8 protein-coding genes are annotated in these 14,840 nt (G+C 66.0%); 5 read left to right on the top strand and 3 right to left on the bottom strand.

Annotated features, from left to right (window positions below):
* Positions 1-3 precede the first annotated feature (3 nt).
* Both HNP47_RS06975 and HNP47_RS06970 read right to left on the bottom strand, forming a co-directional pair.
* Positions 4-1,647, bottom strand: coding sequence for an alpha glucosidase (locus HNP47_RS06975; protein ID WP_311770039.1), 1,644 nt, complete (start codon positions 1,645-1,647; stop codon positions 4-6).
* Entirely contained in the window at positions 1,644-3,461 is a 1,818-nt protein-coding gene (locus tag HNP47_RS06970; protein WP_260394635.1) for an alpha-amylase family glycosyl hydrolase, read from the bottom strand. The genes HNP47_RS06975 and HNP47_RS06970 overlap by 4 nt, the downstream gene beginning before the upstream one ends.
* A 289-nt stretch (positions 3,462-3,750) precedes the next feature.
* On the opposite strand from HNP47_RS06970, the gene HNP47_RS06965 reads away from it, so the two are divergent.
* Both HNP47_RS06965 and HNP47_RS06960 read left to right on the top strand, forming a co-directional pair.
* A complete protein-coding gene (locus HNP47_RS06965) occupies positions 3,751-6,552 on the top strand; it encodes a TonB-dependent receptor (protein WP_221414932.1) in 2,802 nt (933 codons plus the stop codon).
* Between the two features lie 199 nt (positions 6,553-6,751).
* A complete protein-coding gene (locus HNP47_RS06960) occupies positions 6,752-8,026 on the top strand; it encodes a sugar MFS transporter (RefSeq protein ID WP_017505130.1) in 1,275 nt (424 codons plus the stop codon).
* A 69-nt stretch (positions 8,027-8,095) separates the two neighbouring features.
* Here HNP47_RS06960 and HNP47_RS06955 read toward each other — a convergent pair whose 3' ends face one another.
* On the bottom strand, positions 8,096-8,701 hold the full coding sequence (locus tag HNP47_RS06955; RefSeq protein ID WP_311770038.1) for a TetR family transcriptional regulator: 606 nt from the start codon (positions 8,699-8,701) through the stop codon (positions 8,096-8,098).
* A gap of 132 nt (positions 8,702-8,833) precedes the next feature.
* On the opposite strand from HNP47_RS06955, the gene HNP47_RS06950 reads away from it, so the two are divergent.
* Genes HNP47_RS06950 through HNP47_RS06940 form a run of 3 tightly spaced genes read left to right on the top strand, consistent with a single transcriptional unit; the run spans position 8,834 to position 14,763 of the window.
* A complete protein-coding gene (locus HNP47_RS06950) occupies positions 8,834-10,036 on the top strand; it encodes an efflux RND transporter periplasmic adaptor subunit (protein ID WP_184278859.1) in 1,203 nt (400 codons plus the stop codon).
* Between the two features lie 3 nt (positions 10,037-10,039).
* Positions 10,040-13,318: an efflux RND transporter permease subunit gene (locus HNP47_RS06945; protein WP_184278858.1), complete on the top strand. Its 3,279-nt coding sequence runs from the start codon at positions 10,040-10,042 to the stop codon at positions 13,316-13,318.
* Positions 13,318-14,763: an efflux transporter outer membrane subunit gene (locus HNP47_RS06940; RefSeq protein ID WP_184278857.1), complete on the top strand. Its 1,446-nt coding sequence runs from the start codon at positions 13,318-13,320 to the stop codon at positions 14,761-14,763. The genes HNP47_RS06945 and HNP47_RS06940 overlap by 1 nt, the downstream gene beginning before the upstream one ends.
* The last annotated feature ends 77 nt before the right edge of the window (positions 14,764-14,840 follow it).

Raw genomic sequence — 14,840 nt, 5'->3', positions numbered from 1 at the left:
CCGTCATCCGGCGTCGGCGAAGATCAGGCCAGCCAGCGGGCTCAGCGTCGATCCGTCCGCCTCGGTCCAGTTGACCGCCGCGATCCGGTGCGCACCGGCAGGCGCAGACCAATCCACGGCCTCGAAGCCGAGGTTGAACACGCACAGCAGACGCTCGCCGCCCTCGGCCCGTTCGAACCGGCGGAAGACCAACAGGTCGCCCGCGCTCTCGATCTCCAGCTCACCGGTCCGCAGCGCCGGGTGGACCTGACGCAGGGCGATGATGCGGCGCGCGGCGTGCAGGATCGATGTCGGGTCCGCCTCCTGCGCATCCACGGCGAGCGACAGATGGCGCGGATCGACCGGCAGCCAGGGCTCGACCGTCGAGAAGCCGGCGTTAGGCGCCGAGGCCACCCAGGGGATCGGCGTGCGGGCGCCGTCGCGGCCCAGAGTCTCAGGCCAGTTGGCGATGGCCTCGGGATCCACCAGCCGTTCGAATGGCACCTCGGCCTGAGGCAGGCCCAACTCTTCGCCCTGATAGACGAAGACATTGCCGCGCAGGCACATCAGCAGCAGCAAGGCCATTTCCGAGAAGGCCTTCTCGTCCCGGCCCTGGGCCCAACGCGACACGGCGCGCGGCGCATCGTGGTTGGAGAAGGTCCAGGACGGCCAGCCCTCGCCCTGCTGATCTGGCCACATCCCATCGCCCAAGCCGATCAGTTCGCTCTTCAGTGTATCGGCATAGAGATATAGGAAGCCGTACGCCGAGTGCAGACGGTCGTTGCCGGCGGTGAATTCCTTCATCTCGCGGTCGGCGTGATCGCCGCCGACCTCCGCCACCGTGAACCGGCCTTCATAGCTGTCGGTCAGGGCGCGGATGCGGTTCAGGAAGCCGATGATGTCCGGGTGGGACTGGTTGTAGATCTTGTCCTGGAAGTCGAACGGCCGCGTGCGCTTCTTGCCGTCCTGGATCGGCGGATTGTCGCGCAGGGACGGGTCATGGATGGCGAAGTTGATCGCATCCAGACGGAAGCCGTCCACGCCCCGGTCCAGCCAGAAGCGTGCGGCGGCGATCAGAGCGTCCTGAACCGCGGGGTTCCTGACGTTCAGCTGGGGCTGGGAGGCCAGGAAGTTGTGCATGTAGTACTGGCCGCGCCGCGCGTCCCAGGTCCAGGCCGGGCCGCCGAACACCGACTGCCAGTTCGAGGGCGGCGAGCCGTCCGGCTTGGCGTCGGCCCAGACGTACCAGTCGGCGTGGTCTCCGTGGCGGCTGGCGCGGCTGTCCGTAAACCAGGGATGTTCGTCTGAGGTGTGAGAAAAGACCTGATCGATGACGACCTTCAGCCCCAGGGCATGAGCGCGCGCGATCAGGGCGTCGAAATCGGCCAAAGTGCCGAAGATCGGATCGACGTCGCAGTAGTCCGACACGTCGTAGCCGAAGTCCTTCATCGGCGACGTGAAGAAGGGCGACAGCCAGATGCCATCGACGCCTAGAGAAGCGACATGGTCGAGGTGCTGGGTGATCCCCTTCAGATCGCCCACGCCGTCGTCGTTGGAGTCGGCGAAGCTGCGCGGATAGATCTGATACAGCACCGCGCCGCGCCACCAGTCCTGCGCCAATGCGGGGGCGGCGTCAGCCGTAGAAAGATCGAGGGGCAGGGCAGTCACGGCACGCTCTTGCAGACGAGGTAATCGAGGGGAGGCACGCGAACGGCGACGCTGGCGGGTGCTGAGGATTCGGGTGCGCAATCGCCGCGCAGAGCTTGCCACCGCAGCGAGCCGGGCTCCACCTCGACTTGAGCGGCGACGGGCGCGGTGGAGGTGTTGAACAAGGCCAGAATCTCCGATCCGTCCTCGCCGATGCGAGACATTGCGAACAGACCGGGCTTGTCGCCATAGGCGCGCACGACCTGACGGCCGCGTCGCAGGGCCGCTTCGGCGGCGCGTACGCGGGCCATTTCGGCAATGGCCCGATACAGGGGCGCGTCCGTGGAATAGGCCGGCTGGCGACCGCCGACAGGCGGCTCATTCGCATAGACCGGGGTGCGGCTGGGCCACATGTCCTGACGCGAGTTTCCGTATCCACCCGCGCCGGCGAAACCCTGTTCGTCCCCGTAATAGAGCGTGGGCACGCCCCGGCTGAACATCATCAGGGCATGGGCCAGTTTGATGCGCGCCAGGACCTCGGCGTCGTCGGCGTTCGGATTGGCCTGTTTCACGAAGAAGCCGACCCGGCCCATGTCATGATTGCCCAGGAAGGTCGGCAGGATGGCGGCGGTCTCCGCGCCCTTGTCATAGATCGTGTCGGCGTCGAACAGCTTGGCGAGGGCGTCGGTCCCGACCTTGCCGGCCGCCACGTCGGTCGCCTGCTTCTGGAACGGGAAGTCCAGCACCGCCGGATAACCGTCGACCCGCGTAAACCGCGCCGTCACCGCCGGATCGGGATCATAGACCTCGCCGAAGATGTGGAAGTTCGGAATGCCCTTGGCCTCGGCGCGGGCGATCATGGCGGGAATGAAGGCCTGCCAAAAGCCAGGGTTCACATGGCGGGCGGTGTCGATGCGGAAGCCGTCGATCCCGTATTTGTCGATCCAGCCGCCGAAGATGTCGATCATACCCTGGATGACCACCGGATCCTCGGTCAGCAGATCGTCCAGCCCGGCGAAGTCGCCGTCCAGGCTGCTTTCGCCGGTGAAGGTGCTCTCGCCCCGGTTATGATAGTGGATAGGGTCGTTCAGCCAGGCCGGAACCTTTGCGTTCTCTTCGCCCGCCGGGACATAGGGAGTGTAGGCGTAGTCGGGCCGGGTCAGGCGCGAGAAGTCGCGACCGTCGAAGCCCTCGTTGATCGGCGCGCCATCGACGCCGCCGCGACGGGTGTAGGGATAGTCGGCGCGACTGCGATAGGCGCAGCGGCCTTCCGGGCATTCGCGATACTGGATGACGTCGGCGGTGTGGTTGGCGACGATGTCCAGATAGACCTTCATCCCACGCGCATGGGCCGCCTCGACCAGGGCGCGCATCGCCGCCTCATCGCCGAAGTGCGGATCGACGGCCGTGAAGTCGGTGATCCAATAGCCGTGGTGCGCCGCGCCGGTGTAGTTGCCGTGCGACTGGACCGGCTTGTTCTTGAAGACGGGCGCCAGCCAGACGGCTGTGGCGCCCAGGCCTTGAATATAGTCCAGCCGCTGGGTCACGCCCGCCAGATCGCCGCCGTGATAGAAGTCGGTGTCAGACGGATCGAAGCCGCTCTTGAGCCGCTCGGCCGCGTAACCGCCGTGGTCGTTCGACGGATCGCCATTGGCGAACCGATCCGGCAACAAGAAGTAGATCACCTCATCCTGAGGCAGGCGTTGACGCAGGGCCGACAGGGCGTCTTCGGCTTGGCGCGTTTCCGCCGCGCTCGGCGTTGCACAGCCGCTCAACAGAGCCGCCGCCGCCATCGCCGCGTGCAGTCCGACCCTTTTGAGGTTTCCCCTCGCCATGACGCTCACTCCCTTGCGTCTAGAAAGTGCAAAGCCTTCCAGATCGATTTGCAAGATTTTGCAGCAATGAACGGAGCTGTCAACGCGTCGCTGAAATGCTGCAATGCGTCATGGAAACAGCGCGAAACCGCACACACTCGGACCTCAGCGGGCTGTAAAGCAGCGGGAAGTGCGACGGAAATCAGACCTCCGCATTAACTGCTTGCAACATTCCAAAAGATTTGCATATTTTTGCGACGGCTTCAGATCGCGACGTTCAGAATCGCGGTCAGCCCCAGGGAGGATGACCATGTTCCAACGTCTCAACCGGCGCGCGCGCCTGCTATCCGGCGTCGCCTTCGGCGCAGCCGCCCTGATGGCGGTCGGCTCGGCCCACGCACAAACCGCCGCCGCGACAACGCAGGCCGACGATCAGGCGACACAGGTCGATGAGATCGTCGTCACCGGCATTCGCCGTTCGATCGAGGCCGCGATCTCGGCCAAGGCCAACAACACCTCGATCGTCGAAGTCATCTCGGCCGAAGACATCGGCAAGCTGCCGGACGTCTCGATCGCCGAATCCCTGGCGCGCCTTCCGGGCGTAACGATGCAGCGCCTCGACGGCCGCAGCCAGGCGATCTCCATCCGTGGCCTGGGCCCCGATTTCACGACCGCCCTGCTGAATGGGCGCGAACTGGTCACCACCGGCGACAACCGCGGCGTCGAGTTCGACCAATTCCCCGCCGAACTGCTGAATAGCGTCGTCGTCTACAAGACCCCGGACGCGGCCCTGATCGGCCAAGGTCTGGGCGGCACCGTCGACCTGCGCACCGTTCGCCCGCTGGCCTATGGCCGCCAGGCCATCGCGATGAACTATCGTCATGAGTGGAACGAGATCGGCGCCCTGAACTCGGGTACGACCGACAACGGCGACCGCTACACCATCTCCTACATCGATCAGTTCCTGGACGGCACGCTGGGCGTGGCCCTGGGCTACGCCCACATGAGCTCGCCTTATCAGTCCGAGCGCTTCAATGCTTGGGGCTATCCCAACTACACGGACGGCAATCTGCTGACCGGCGGCGTGAAGCCCTATGTGATGTCGTCGGAGCTGGAGCGCGACGGCTATATGGGCGTGCTGGAATGGCGCCCGAACGACCGCATCCACTCCACGATCGACGCCTTCTATTCCGAGTTCAAGAACACCCAGGTTCTGCGCGGCATCGAGTTCCCACTGGCTTGGGGCGGTTCTTCCGGTGACTGCACCGTGAACGTGCCGTCCGCAATCTGCCGTCCTGGCCCCGCGCTGCGCCCTGGTTACACCGTGCAGGACGGCCTGATCGTCGCCGGTACTTGGGACAACATCAAGGGTGTCGTCCGCAACGACCTGAACAAGCGCGACAGCAACATCACCGCCTTGGGCTGGAACACTGAGTTCACGATCAGCGACGACTGGTCGGCGAACCTGGACCTCAGCTATTCAAAGGTCGAGCGTAACGACATTATTTTGGAAACCAACGCCGGCACCGGCCGCAACATCAACGGCGCGCTGGATACTTTGGGTTTCGAACTGACCGACGACGGCGTCACTCGCTTCACCAGCCGTCTGAACTACGCCGATCCGAACCTGATCCGCATCACCAGCCCGCAGGGCTGGGGCGGCGACGTGATCCCTGAAGGTCAGGCCGGCTATCTGAACACGCCGTCCATCGAGGACGAACTGAAGGCGGCCCGCTTCTCGGTCACGCGCCAACTGCACCAGAGCCCGTTCAAGTCGATCGACTTCGGCGTCAACTACACCGAGCGTCAGAAGAGCTTCGTCAACGATCAGTTCTATCTCGGCGTCCCCGGTGGCGGCGATCTGACCGTGCCCTCGGCCTTCCTGCTGGACCCGACCGACCTTGGCTATCTCGGCATCAGCGCCGTGCTGAGCTATGACGCTCTCGGCCTAGTTAACAGCGGCGCCTTGAACCGCATCCGCAACCCGAACGCCGACGTCACCGCCGGCAACTGGGAGGTGACGGAAAAGGTCTCAACCGCCTATGTCCGCGCCAACATCGATCACAATCTGTTTGGCCGCGCCCTGACCGGCAATGTCGGCATGCAGTTCGTCTATACCGATCAAAGCTCCAGCGGCTTCTCGGCGCGTCAGGTCGGACCGGGCGTCTCCGAGACCATCGCGGTGACGGGCGGCGACGAATATCTGGAGATCCTGCCCAGCGCGAACTTCATCCTGGAAGCCGGCGAGGACATGTTCACGCGTCTGGCGGTTTCGCGCACCCTAGCGCGTCCGCGCATGGACGATATGCGCGCCTCGCGGAACTACAGCTATAACCCCAGCTTGGCCCAATCGACCGACATCAACCGTTCCCCCTGGGGCGGCGGCGGCGGCAATCCGGAACTGCGGCCGTTCATCGCGGACGTCATCGACGTGTCGTTCGAGAAGTATTTCGCCAACCGCAAGGGCTACATCTCGCTGGCGGCGTTCTACAAGAACCTGGAAAGCTACGTTTATAACCGCAACCAGATCTTCGACTTCACGGGCTATCCCATCGGCGTGATTTCGCCCACCAACCCCGAGCCTGCGTTGCGCCAGGGCCTGGTCGGCGCGCCTGACAACGGCGAAGGTGGCTGGATCAAGGGTCTTGAACTGTCGATCTCGGCGCCGTTCGACATCTTCCATCCGGCTCTGGAAGGTTTCGGCGCCCAGTTCAGCGCCTCAACCACGGACAGCGAGGTCCAGCCCGATCCGACCCAGGCCCCGACTGCTCTGCCGGGTCTGTCGGAAAACGTGATCAACGGTTCGCTCTACTATGAGCGCTACGGCTTCCAGTCGCGGATCTCGGCCCGCTATCGCTCGGATTACCTGGGCGAGGTCGCCGGCTTCGGCAACGGCCGCACCCTGCGTTCGGTGGCGGCTGAAACGGTCGTCGATGCCCAGGTCGGCTATGAGTTCCAGTCCGGTCCGCTGGAAAGCCTGTCGGTTCTGGCTCAGGTCAACAACCTGACCGACGAGCCGTTCAAGACCTTCGAGAACGGCGATGAGCGCCGGACCATCGACTATCAGCACTACGGCCGCACCTTCGCAGTCGGGCTGAACTACAAGTTCTGATTTCCCCTCTCTTCTGAGCAAACTTGGGCCGCCGCGTTCGCGAGGCGGCCCTTTTCTTTGCCTGCGCCCCGGCTCGGCGGAAAAGTTTCGTTACAAAGCGCGCTTTTCGGCTGGACGCGCCTTTCGCGATGTCCGAACCAAGAAGGATGAGAACCGCGCGACCACAGCGCGGCCGTTCGATTTCACTGGGGGATCCTTCATGACCGTTCCGGACGCCGGAAAACGCCAGGGCGCAGGCCTGGCCTTCGCCTATGTCACCACGCTGTTCTTCGCCTGGGGCTTCGCCACCTCGCTGATCGACCCGCTGATCGCGGCGGTTAAGCGGGTGTTCGACCTGAACAACGCCGAGGCCTTCCTGACGACCTTCGCCTGGTTCATCGCCTATGGGCTGATGTCGCTGCCAGCGGCCTCGGTGCTCAGCAAGCTTGGTTACAGCCGCTCAATCATCGGCGCCCTGATCGTCATGGTCGCGGGCTGCCTGATCGTGCCGGCCGCCACCGCCGCCGACTGGTATCCCGGCGTCCTGATCGCCCTGTTCGTCATCGCCTCGGGCGTGACCCTGCTGCAGGTCGCGGCCAACCCGCTGGTCGCCGAGCTGGGCAGCCCCAAGGGCGCCTCCAGTCGTCTGAATCTGTCGCAGGCCTTCAACTCGCTGGGCACCACCGTCGGCCCCTGGCTGGGCTCGCACGTCCTGCTGACGGGCGGCGTCTTCGCCGCTGGCGCCGTCGTCACCGCCGCGACCCGCACCCAGTCACTGCGCAGCATCGACATGGCCTTCCTGGGCATGGGCGCCTTCTTCGCCTTGATCGCCGTCTTCATCTTCACAGCGCGCAAGAAGATCAATGCGGCGGCGCCTGAATCGCACAATGCGGTCTCGCCGTTGAAGGCCTTGTCGTCGCCGTGGGCCGTATTCGGCGCCTTGGCCATCTTCCTCTACGTCGGTTCCGAAGTCGCCATCGGCGGCATGCTGACCAACTTCCTGGAAAGCCCCGACATCCTGAACGCCCCCATCGAGACGGCAGGCAAGATGGTTGCCCTGTACTGGGGCGGCGCGATGGTCGGCCGCTTCATCGGTTCGGCCGTCCTGACCAAGGTGCGCCCCGGCATCGTCCTTGCCTGCTGCACCGTCGCGGCGGCCGTCCTGTGCCTGACCGTCAGCCAAATCGGCGGTCCGACGGCGGCCTATGCCGTCCTGTCGATCGGTCTGTTCAACTCGATCATGTTCCCGACCATCTTCACCCTGACGCTGGAGCGCTCGACCGCTCCGACTTCGGCGACCTCGGGCCTGCTGGTGTTCGGCATCATCGGCGGCGCGCTTCTGCCCCAGGTCGCGGCGCATATCGCCGATGCGGCCGGCAAGCTTCAGCCTGCCTTCATCGTGCCGATGCTGGGCTACGTCGGCCTGACCATCTTCGCGATCGGCTGCATCCGCACCAAGGCGCGGACCGAAGTGACCTCAACCGCCTCGCACTGAGCCGGTCGCCAGACAAGACAAAGGGCGCGGGGGACAGCCTCCGCGCCCTTTTTCGTTTCGGCGATTGGGTCAGCCGTCGATCAGGGACTGAAGAATGGGCGCCAGGCGGTCGCGCATCTCCTCGCATTGAACGGGTTCGATGTTGAAGCTGCCGCCGCCCAGTTCGCGACTGACCGACATGCCCATGATGAAGCCGGCCAGCAGCCGAGCTCGGACCGTGGCGTCCGGCCCGCTCAGCCACTCCTCCAGCGGGCCGAAGAAGCGCTGGGTGCAGGTGGTCTGAACCATCTCCGACGCCTTGGCCGAGCCGATCGAGCGCAGCATGATCGACATGCCTTTCAGCTTTTCGGCCTTCTTGGGTTCGAAGACGATCTCGTGGGCGACGCGCCGGCCGAAGTCGGCCTTTTCGCCCTGCATAAGGGCGCTGCCGTCGCCGCAACTGTCCAGCGCGGCCAGGAACAGATCGTCCTTGGAGCCGAAGTAGCGGCTGATCAGGGCCGCATCGACGCCGACATCGCGGGCGATGTCGCGCATGCCCACGTCGTCATAGCTCTCGGCCGCGAATCTCTCGCGCGCAGCATCGAGAATGGCCGTGCGTGTGGCGGCGGCGTTTCTCGGGCGTGGGCCGGGACATAACAAGGTGATGACACTCCACAGACAATAACCGTAGATCACATATGGCTTTGTCAACGTCTGTTGACAAGCGCCACGGCTCCGACCATTAAGTCACCACGCGTTGACAAGGCCGACTCCCCATCGGCCTCTGTCCGCACGACAGGGATTTACCTCCGACAGGGAGATGCGCAGATGCGCGGGCTGAAGATTGCGGCGGTATCCGTCATGGTGACGGGTGCGCTTTATGGTTGTTCCCCAAAGGCAGAGGCGCCCGCGCAAGGCGCGCCGCCCGTGACGGTGGCTGTGCCGCTGAAGCAGCAGGTGCGGGACTGGGACGAGTTCACCGGGCGCTTCGAAGCGGTCGAGAGCGTGGACGTGCGCGCCCGCTTCGGCGGCTATATCCAGGCGGTTCACTTCCGCGACGGCCAGATGGTCCAGCGCGGCCAGCTGCTGTTCACCCTCGATCCGCGTCCGGCGCAGGCCGCGCTGGCGCAGGCTCAGGCCCAGGTGGCCCAGGCTCAGTCGCAACTGTCGCTGGCCCGCGCCAACCTGGCCCGCAGCGAGGCCCTGTTGGCCTCGCAGGCTGTGTCCAAGGCCGAATATGATTCCAACAAGGCGGCCGTCGATGCGGCCCAGGCCAATCTGGCGGCCGGCAACGCCGCCGTCCGCAATGCGCGTCTGAACCTGGAATACACCCGCGTCACCGCGCCGACCTCGGGTCGCGTGTCCGACCGTCGCGTCGATCCGGGCAACGTCATCGCCGGCGGTTCGTCGGCCGGCGACATCCTGACCACCATCATCTCGGGCGGCCCGATCCATTTCGTCTTCGACGGCTCGGAAGCGGTCCTGCTTAAATACCTGCGTCAGGGCGGCGCCAATCAGGGCGCGGTCGTCAACGTGCGCCTGCAGGACGAAAGCACGTACAAGCACACCGGCCGTCTCGACTTCTCGGACAACGCCGTGGACACCGCCTCGGGCGTGATCCGTCTGCGCGCGATTCTACCGAACGCCGACGGCTTCCTGCGTCCCGGCATGTTCGGCAGCGCCCAGGTCGCGGGCGCCGGCGCCTATGACGCCCTGCTGGTTCCGGATTCGGCCATCGGCACCGATCAGGCCCGCCGCACTGTCGCCGTGGTCAATGCCGACGGCACCGTGACGACCAAGGCCGTCCAGCTCGGCCCGATCGTGCAGGGCTTGCGCGTCGTCCGTTCGGGCCTGGCCCCGACCGACCGCGTCATCATCGCGGGTCTGCAACGCGCCGCCCAGCCGGGTTCGAAGGTCACGCCCAAGAACGGCAAGATCGAACCCGTCGCCGGCGATGCGTCCCAGGCGCCCGTCACCCAGTCGGCGCCAGCGTCCAGCGCCTCCTTCGCCAACAGCCTGCCGGCCGGCTAAGCCATGAACATCTCGCGCTTCTTCATCGACCGGCCGATCTTCGCGGCCGTGATCGCGGTGGTGATCTCCATCATCGGCATCGCCGCCTATCCGCTGCTGCCCTTGTCGCAGTATCCGGAGATCGCGCCGCCGACGATCACCATCAACGCCGCCTATCCCGGCGCATCGGCCGAGACCCTGGCCGAAACCGTCGCCGCCCCCATCGAGCAGGAGGTGAACGGCGTCGAAAACATGCTCTACATCTCCTCCTCGTCCACATCGGACGGGGCGGTGGCCATCACCGTGACCTTCCAGCCCGGCACGGACCTGGATTCGGCACAGGTGCTGGTCCAGAACCGGGTGGCGCTGGCCGAGCCCCGTCTTCCCGAGGCGGTTCGCCAGACGGGCGTCGTGGTCAACAAGGCCGAGAGCGGCTTCCTGATGATCCTGGGGCTGACGTCGCCCGACGGCACCCTGGATAACGACTATGTCGGCAACTACGCCAACTCCACGCTGCGGGACCGTCTGCTGCGGATCGAGGGCGTGGGCGCGGTTCAGGTGTTCGGCGGCGGCAACTATTCGATGCGCGTCTGGATCGACCCGGCCAAGGCGGCCGAGCGCGGTCTGACGGGCCCCGAGATCGTCTCCGCCCTGCGCGCCCAGAACGTCCAGGCCGCCGCCGGCTCCATCGGCCAACCGCCGTTCCCTAACAGCGCGGCCGCCTTCCAACTGCCGGTCCAGGTTCAGGGCCGTCTCAGCGATCCCAATGAGTTCGCCAACGTCGTCCTGAAGACGGACGCCCAAGGCCGCGTCACCTATCTGCGCGACGTGGCGCGGATCGAACTGGGCGCCCAGGACTACGGCATCCGCGGCTTCTTCGACGGCCAGCGCGGCGTCGGGATCGCGATCGTGCAACAGCCGGGCGCCAACGCCCTGGGCACCGCCGACCGCGTCCTGAAAGAGGTCGAGGCCCTCAAGTCCGAAGTGCCCGCCGGCATGAAGGTGGGCGTGCCCTACAACCCGACCGAATTCGTCGCCGCCTCGGTGGAGTCGGTTCAGCACACCCTGGTCGAAGCGGTCATTCTGGTCATCATCGTGGTCATGGTCTTCCTGCAGACCTGGCGCGCGGCCATCATCCCCATCGTCGCCATTCCCGTTGCCCTGGTCGGCACCTTCGCGGTGCAGCTGGCGCTGGGCTATTCGATCAACTCCCTGTCCCTGTTCGCCCTGGTCCTTGCGGTCGGCATCGTCGTCGATGACGCCATCGTCGTGGTCGAGAACGTGGAGCGGGCCATCAGCGAGGGCCTGACGCCGAAGGAGGCCGCCTATCGATCGATGCAGGAGGTTTCCGGCGCCCTGATCGCCATCGGTCTGGTGCTGGTGTCGGTGTTTGTGCCGACGATGTTCGTGCCCGGCATCCCAGGCATCTTCTATCGCCAGTTCGCGGTCGTCATCGCCTCGGCCTCGGTCATCTCGCTGTTCGTGTCCCTGACGCTTTCGCCGGCCATGGCCGCCCTGCTGCTGAAGCCGCACAAGAAGGATCACGAGCACGCTCGCAAGCCGGGCGTCCTGGGCACGGTCGTCTATTATGGCGGCTGGGCAGGGCGGAAGTTCAACGAAGGCTTCGACTGGCTGTCGGACCGTTACGGCCGCCTGACTGCGCGTCTGGTGCGCACGGTCGGTCTGGTGCTGATCATCTATGCCGGTCTTCTGGGCCTCACCGCCTGGCGTCTGGTCGACACCCCCTCGGGCTTTATCCCTGAACAGGATCAGGGCTTCCTGATCGGTGTCATCCAACTGCCGGCGGGCGCGTCTCTGGATCGCACCCAGGCGGTGATGGAACGCGCCACCAAGATCATCCAGGGAACCGCCGGGGTGAACGGCACCGTGGCCTTCGCCGGTCTGGACGGCTCCAGCTTCTCGTTCGGCTCCAACGCCGCCACCATCTTCGTGCGCCTGAACGGGTTCGAGGAACGCTCCAAGGAAGAGGCCGCCACGGCCTTGGCCGGCGCCATCACCCAGGCGACCGGACAGATCGAGGATGCTCAGATCTTCGTCATCGCCCCCCCGGCGGTCCAGGGTCTGGGCACCGGCAACGGCTTCTCGATGATGATCCAGGACCGCGAAGGAGCCGGCTATCGTCCGCTGGAAGGCGCGACCTTCGCCATGATGGGCGCCGCCGCCCAGAAACCGACCGAGGTCAGCCAGGTCTTCTCGACCTACAACACGGCCTCGCCGCGCATCACCGCCGACGTCGACCGCGACAAGGCGCTGATGCTGGGCGTCCAACCCAGTTCGGTGTTCGACACCCTGGGCGTCTATCTGGGTTCGTCCTACGTCAACGACTTCAACATGCTGGGCCGCACCTTCCGGGTGACGGCGCAGGCGGAGCCGACGGCGCGCGACGACATCGCCGACATCGCCAATCTGAAGACCAAGTCGTCCACGGGCGCCATGGTGCCGATCGGGTCGGTGGCCAATCTGGTCAACGATTCCGGCCCGGCGCGGATCGTGCGCTACAACCTGTTCCCGGCGGCCGAACTTCAGGGCAACGCCGCGGCAGGGGTCTCTTCCGGCGAGGCGCTGCAGATCATGGAAACCATGGCCGCCCAGACCCTGCCGCAGGGCTTCTCTTACGAATGGACGGGTCTGGCCTATCAGCAGAAGGCGGCGGGTTCCGGCGCGACGGTCATCTTCCTGATGGCGGTGGTGTTCGTCTTCCTGGTGCTGGCGGCTCAGTACGAAGCGTTCACGCTTCCGCTGGCGGTCATCCTGATCGTGCCGATGTGTCTGCTGGCGGCCATTATCGGGGTGAACCTGCGTGGCCTGGACAACAACATTCTGGTCCAGATCGGGCTTGTCGTTCTGATCGCCCTGGCGGCCAAGAACGCCATCCTGATCGTCGAGTTCGCCAAACAGGCCGAGGAAGAGCAAGGCATGAACCGGTTCGAGGCTGCGGTCGTCGCCGCCAAGACCCGTCTGCGTCCGATCCTGATGACCTCGTTCGCCTTCATCCTCGGCGTCGTGCCGCTGATGCTGGCCTCGGGGCCGGGCGCGGAGATGCGTCAGTCGCTGGGCACGTCCGTCTTCTCGGGCATGCTGGGCGTGACGTTCTTCGGCCTGATCTTCACCCCGGTCTTCTATGTGGTCAGCCGGTGGCTGTCCTCGAAACTGCCGCAAGGCAAGAAACCGACCACGACGCCTGACCGTCCTTTGGACCGGCCCGTACGTTATGACGAAACCAGCGACCTGACCGATCCGAACGCGCCTGCGCCCGCGACCGGCCGGGGAGGGGACATCTGATGACCCGCAACAAGACCCTCAGCTTCCTGACCGCCGCAGCCCAATTGACGGCTTCTGGCGCCCTGCTGACCGCCTGCGCGGTCGGGCCCAAGGCGCCCGTCGCCGACCTGCCCGTCGCCGGCACGGGCGCCTTCGTCGGCTCGGCCAGCCCCACCGTCTCGACCGCTGCTGCACGCGACGACTGGTGGCGGCTGTATGAAGACCCCACGCTGGATGCCTTGATCCAGCAGGCCTTCGCCGAAAACAACCAGCTCGAGGCCGCCTTCGCCAATCTGCGCGCGGTCCGGGCGTCGCTGTCGGAGGCCCGCGTCGGCCGTTTCCCGACCACGACGACCAGCGCTCAGGCCCAGCGCAGTCGCGCGTCGGCCGCCACGGTCCAGGGCCTGCCCGCCGGGCAGGATGCGCCCGAGATCGACACCTATGACGTCGGCGTTCAGGCGGCCTATGAGGTCGATCTGTTCGGACGGGTGGAATCCACCATCCGCGCCGCCCGCGCCGACGCCCGCGCCGCGGAGGCCGCCCTGGCCACGGTCCAGGTGACGGTCGCGGCCGAAACGACGCGCGCCTATGCCGACACCTGCTCGGCCAATGCGCAGATCGCGGTGGCCGAACGGACGTTGGAGCTGCAACGCAACACCGCCAATCTGACCCAGACCCTCCTCGACGGCGGGGCGGGCACGGGGCTGGACGTGGCCAGCGCCCGCGCGGCCCTGGCCCAGACGGCGGCGACCCTGCCGACCCTGCGCGCGGCCCGTAACGAGGCGCTGTTCCGCCTGGCGACCCTGACCGGGCGCACCCCGGCCGAGGCCAGCCAGGCCGCCGCCGCCTGCGTGCGTCCGCCCCAGCTCAACCAGCCGATCCCGGTTGGCGATGGTGCGGCGCTTCTGGCCCGCCGTCCCGATGTGCGCCAGGCCGAGGCCGAACTGGCCGCCGCCGCCGCGCGCGTCAATGTGGCGACCGCCAACCTGTTTCCGCAGATCAGCCTGGGCGGATCGTTCGGCTCCACCGCGCTGGACTCGGGTGGACTGGGCGACGACCAGAACTTCCGCTTCAGCTTCGGTCCGCTGATCAGTTGGTCCTTCCCCAACGTCTTCGCCGCCCGCGCTCAGATCAAGGCCGCCGGCGCCCGTTCGGACGCGGCGCTCGCCAACTTCGACCAGACGGTGCTGACGGCGCTTCAGGAAACCGAGACGGCGCTCAGCAACTACGCGAACGAACTGGACCGCCGTGCGGCCCTGACCGAAGCCAGGGACCAGGCCGCCCGCGCCGCCGACCTGTCGCGCTTACGCTTCAACGCCGGCGCCGACAGCTTCCTCCTGGTGCTGGACGCCGAACGCACCCAAGCGTCGGCGGACGCCGCTCTCGCTCAGTCCGACGCCTTGGTCACGACCTACCAGATCGCCCTGTTCCGCGCCCTGGCCGGCGGCTGGCAAGCCGACAGCTGATCGCATCGCGATGCTGGAAAAAAAGGGCCGGGCGATGCATCGCCCGGCCCTTTTATCGTTCTGATCAAATTATCTGC

The sequence above is a fragment of the Brevundimonas vesicularis genome, from assembly GCF_014204545.1.
GTDB lineage: Bacteria > Pseudomonadota > Alphaproteobacteria > Caulobacterales > Caulobacteraceae > Brevundimonas > Brevundimonas vesicularis_B.
The sequence above is the reverse complement of the archived record's forward strand: the minus strand, read 5'-3'. Positions and strand labels throughout refer to the sequence as shown.

Excerpts from the sequence above, each read along its gene's own strand:
- HNP47_RS06970 (WP_260394635.1), bottom strand. The coding sequence starts at position 3,461 with ATGGCGAGGGGAAACCTCAAAAGGGTCGGACTGCACGCGGCGATGGCG.
- HNP47_RS06950 (WP_184278859.1), top strand. The coding sequence starts at position 8,834 with ATGCGCGGGCTGAAGATTGCGGCGGTATCCGTCATGGTGACGGGTGCG.
- HNP47_RS06940 (WP_184278857.1), top strand. The coding sequence starts at position 13,318 with ATGACCCGCAACAAGACCCTCAGCTTCCTGACCGCCGCAGCCCAATTG.
- HNP47_RS06960 (WP_017505130.1), top strand. The coding sequence starts at position 6,752 with ATGACCGTTCCGGACGCCGGAAAACGCCAGGGCGCAGGCCTGGCCTTC.
- HNP47_RS06945 (WP_184278858.1), top strand. The coding sequence starts at position 10,040 with ATGAACATCTCGCGCTTCTTCATCGACCGGCCGATCTTCGCGGCCGTG.
- HNP47_RS06965 (WP_221414932.1), top strand. The coding sequence starts at position 3,751 with ATGTTCCAACGTCTCAACCGGCGCGCGCGCCTGCTATCCGGCGTCGCC.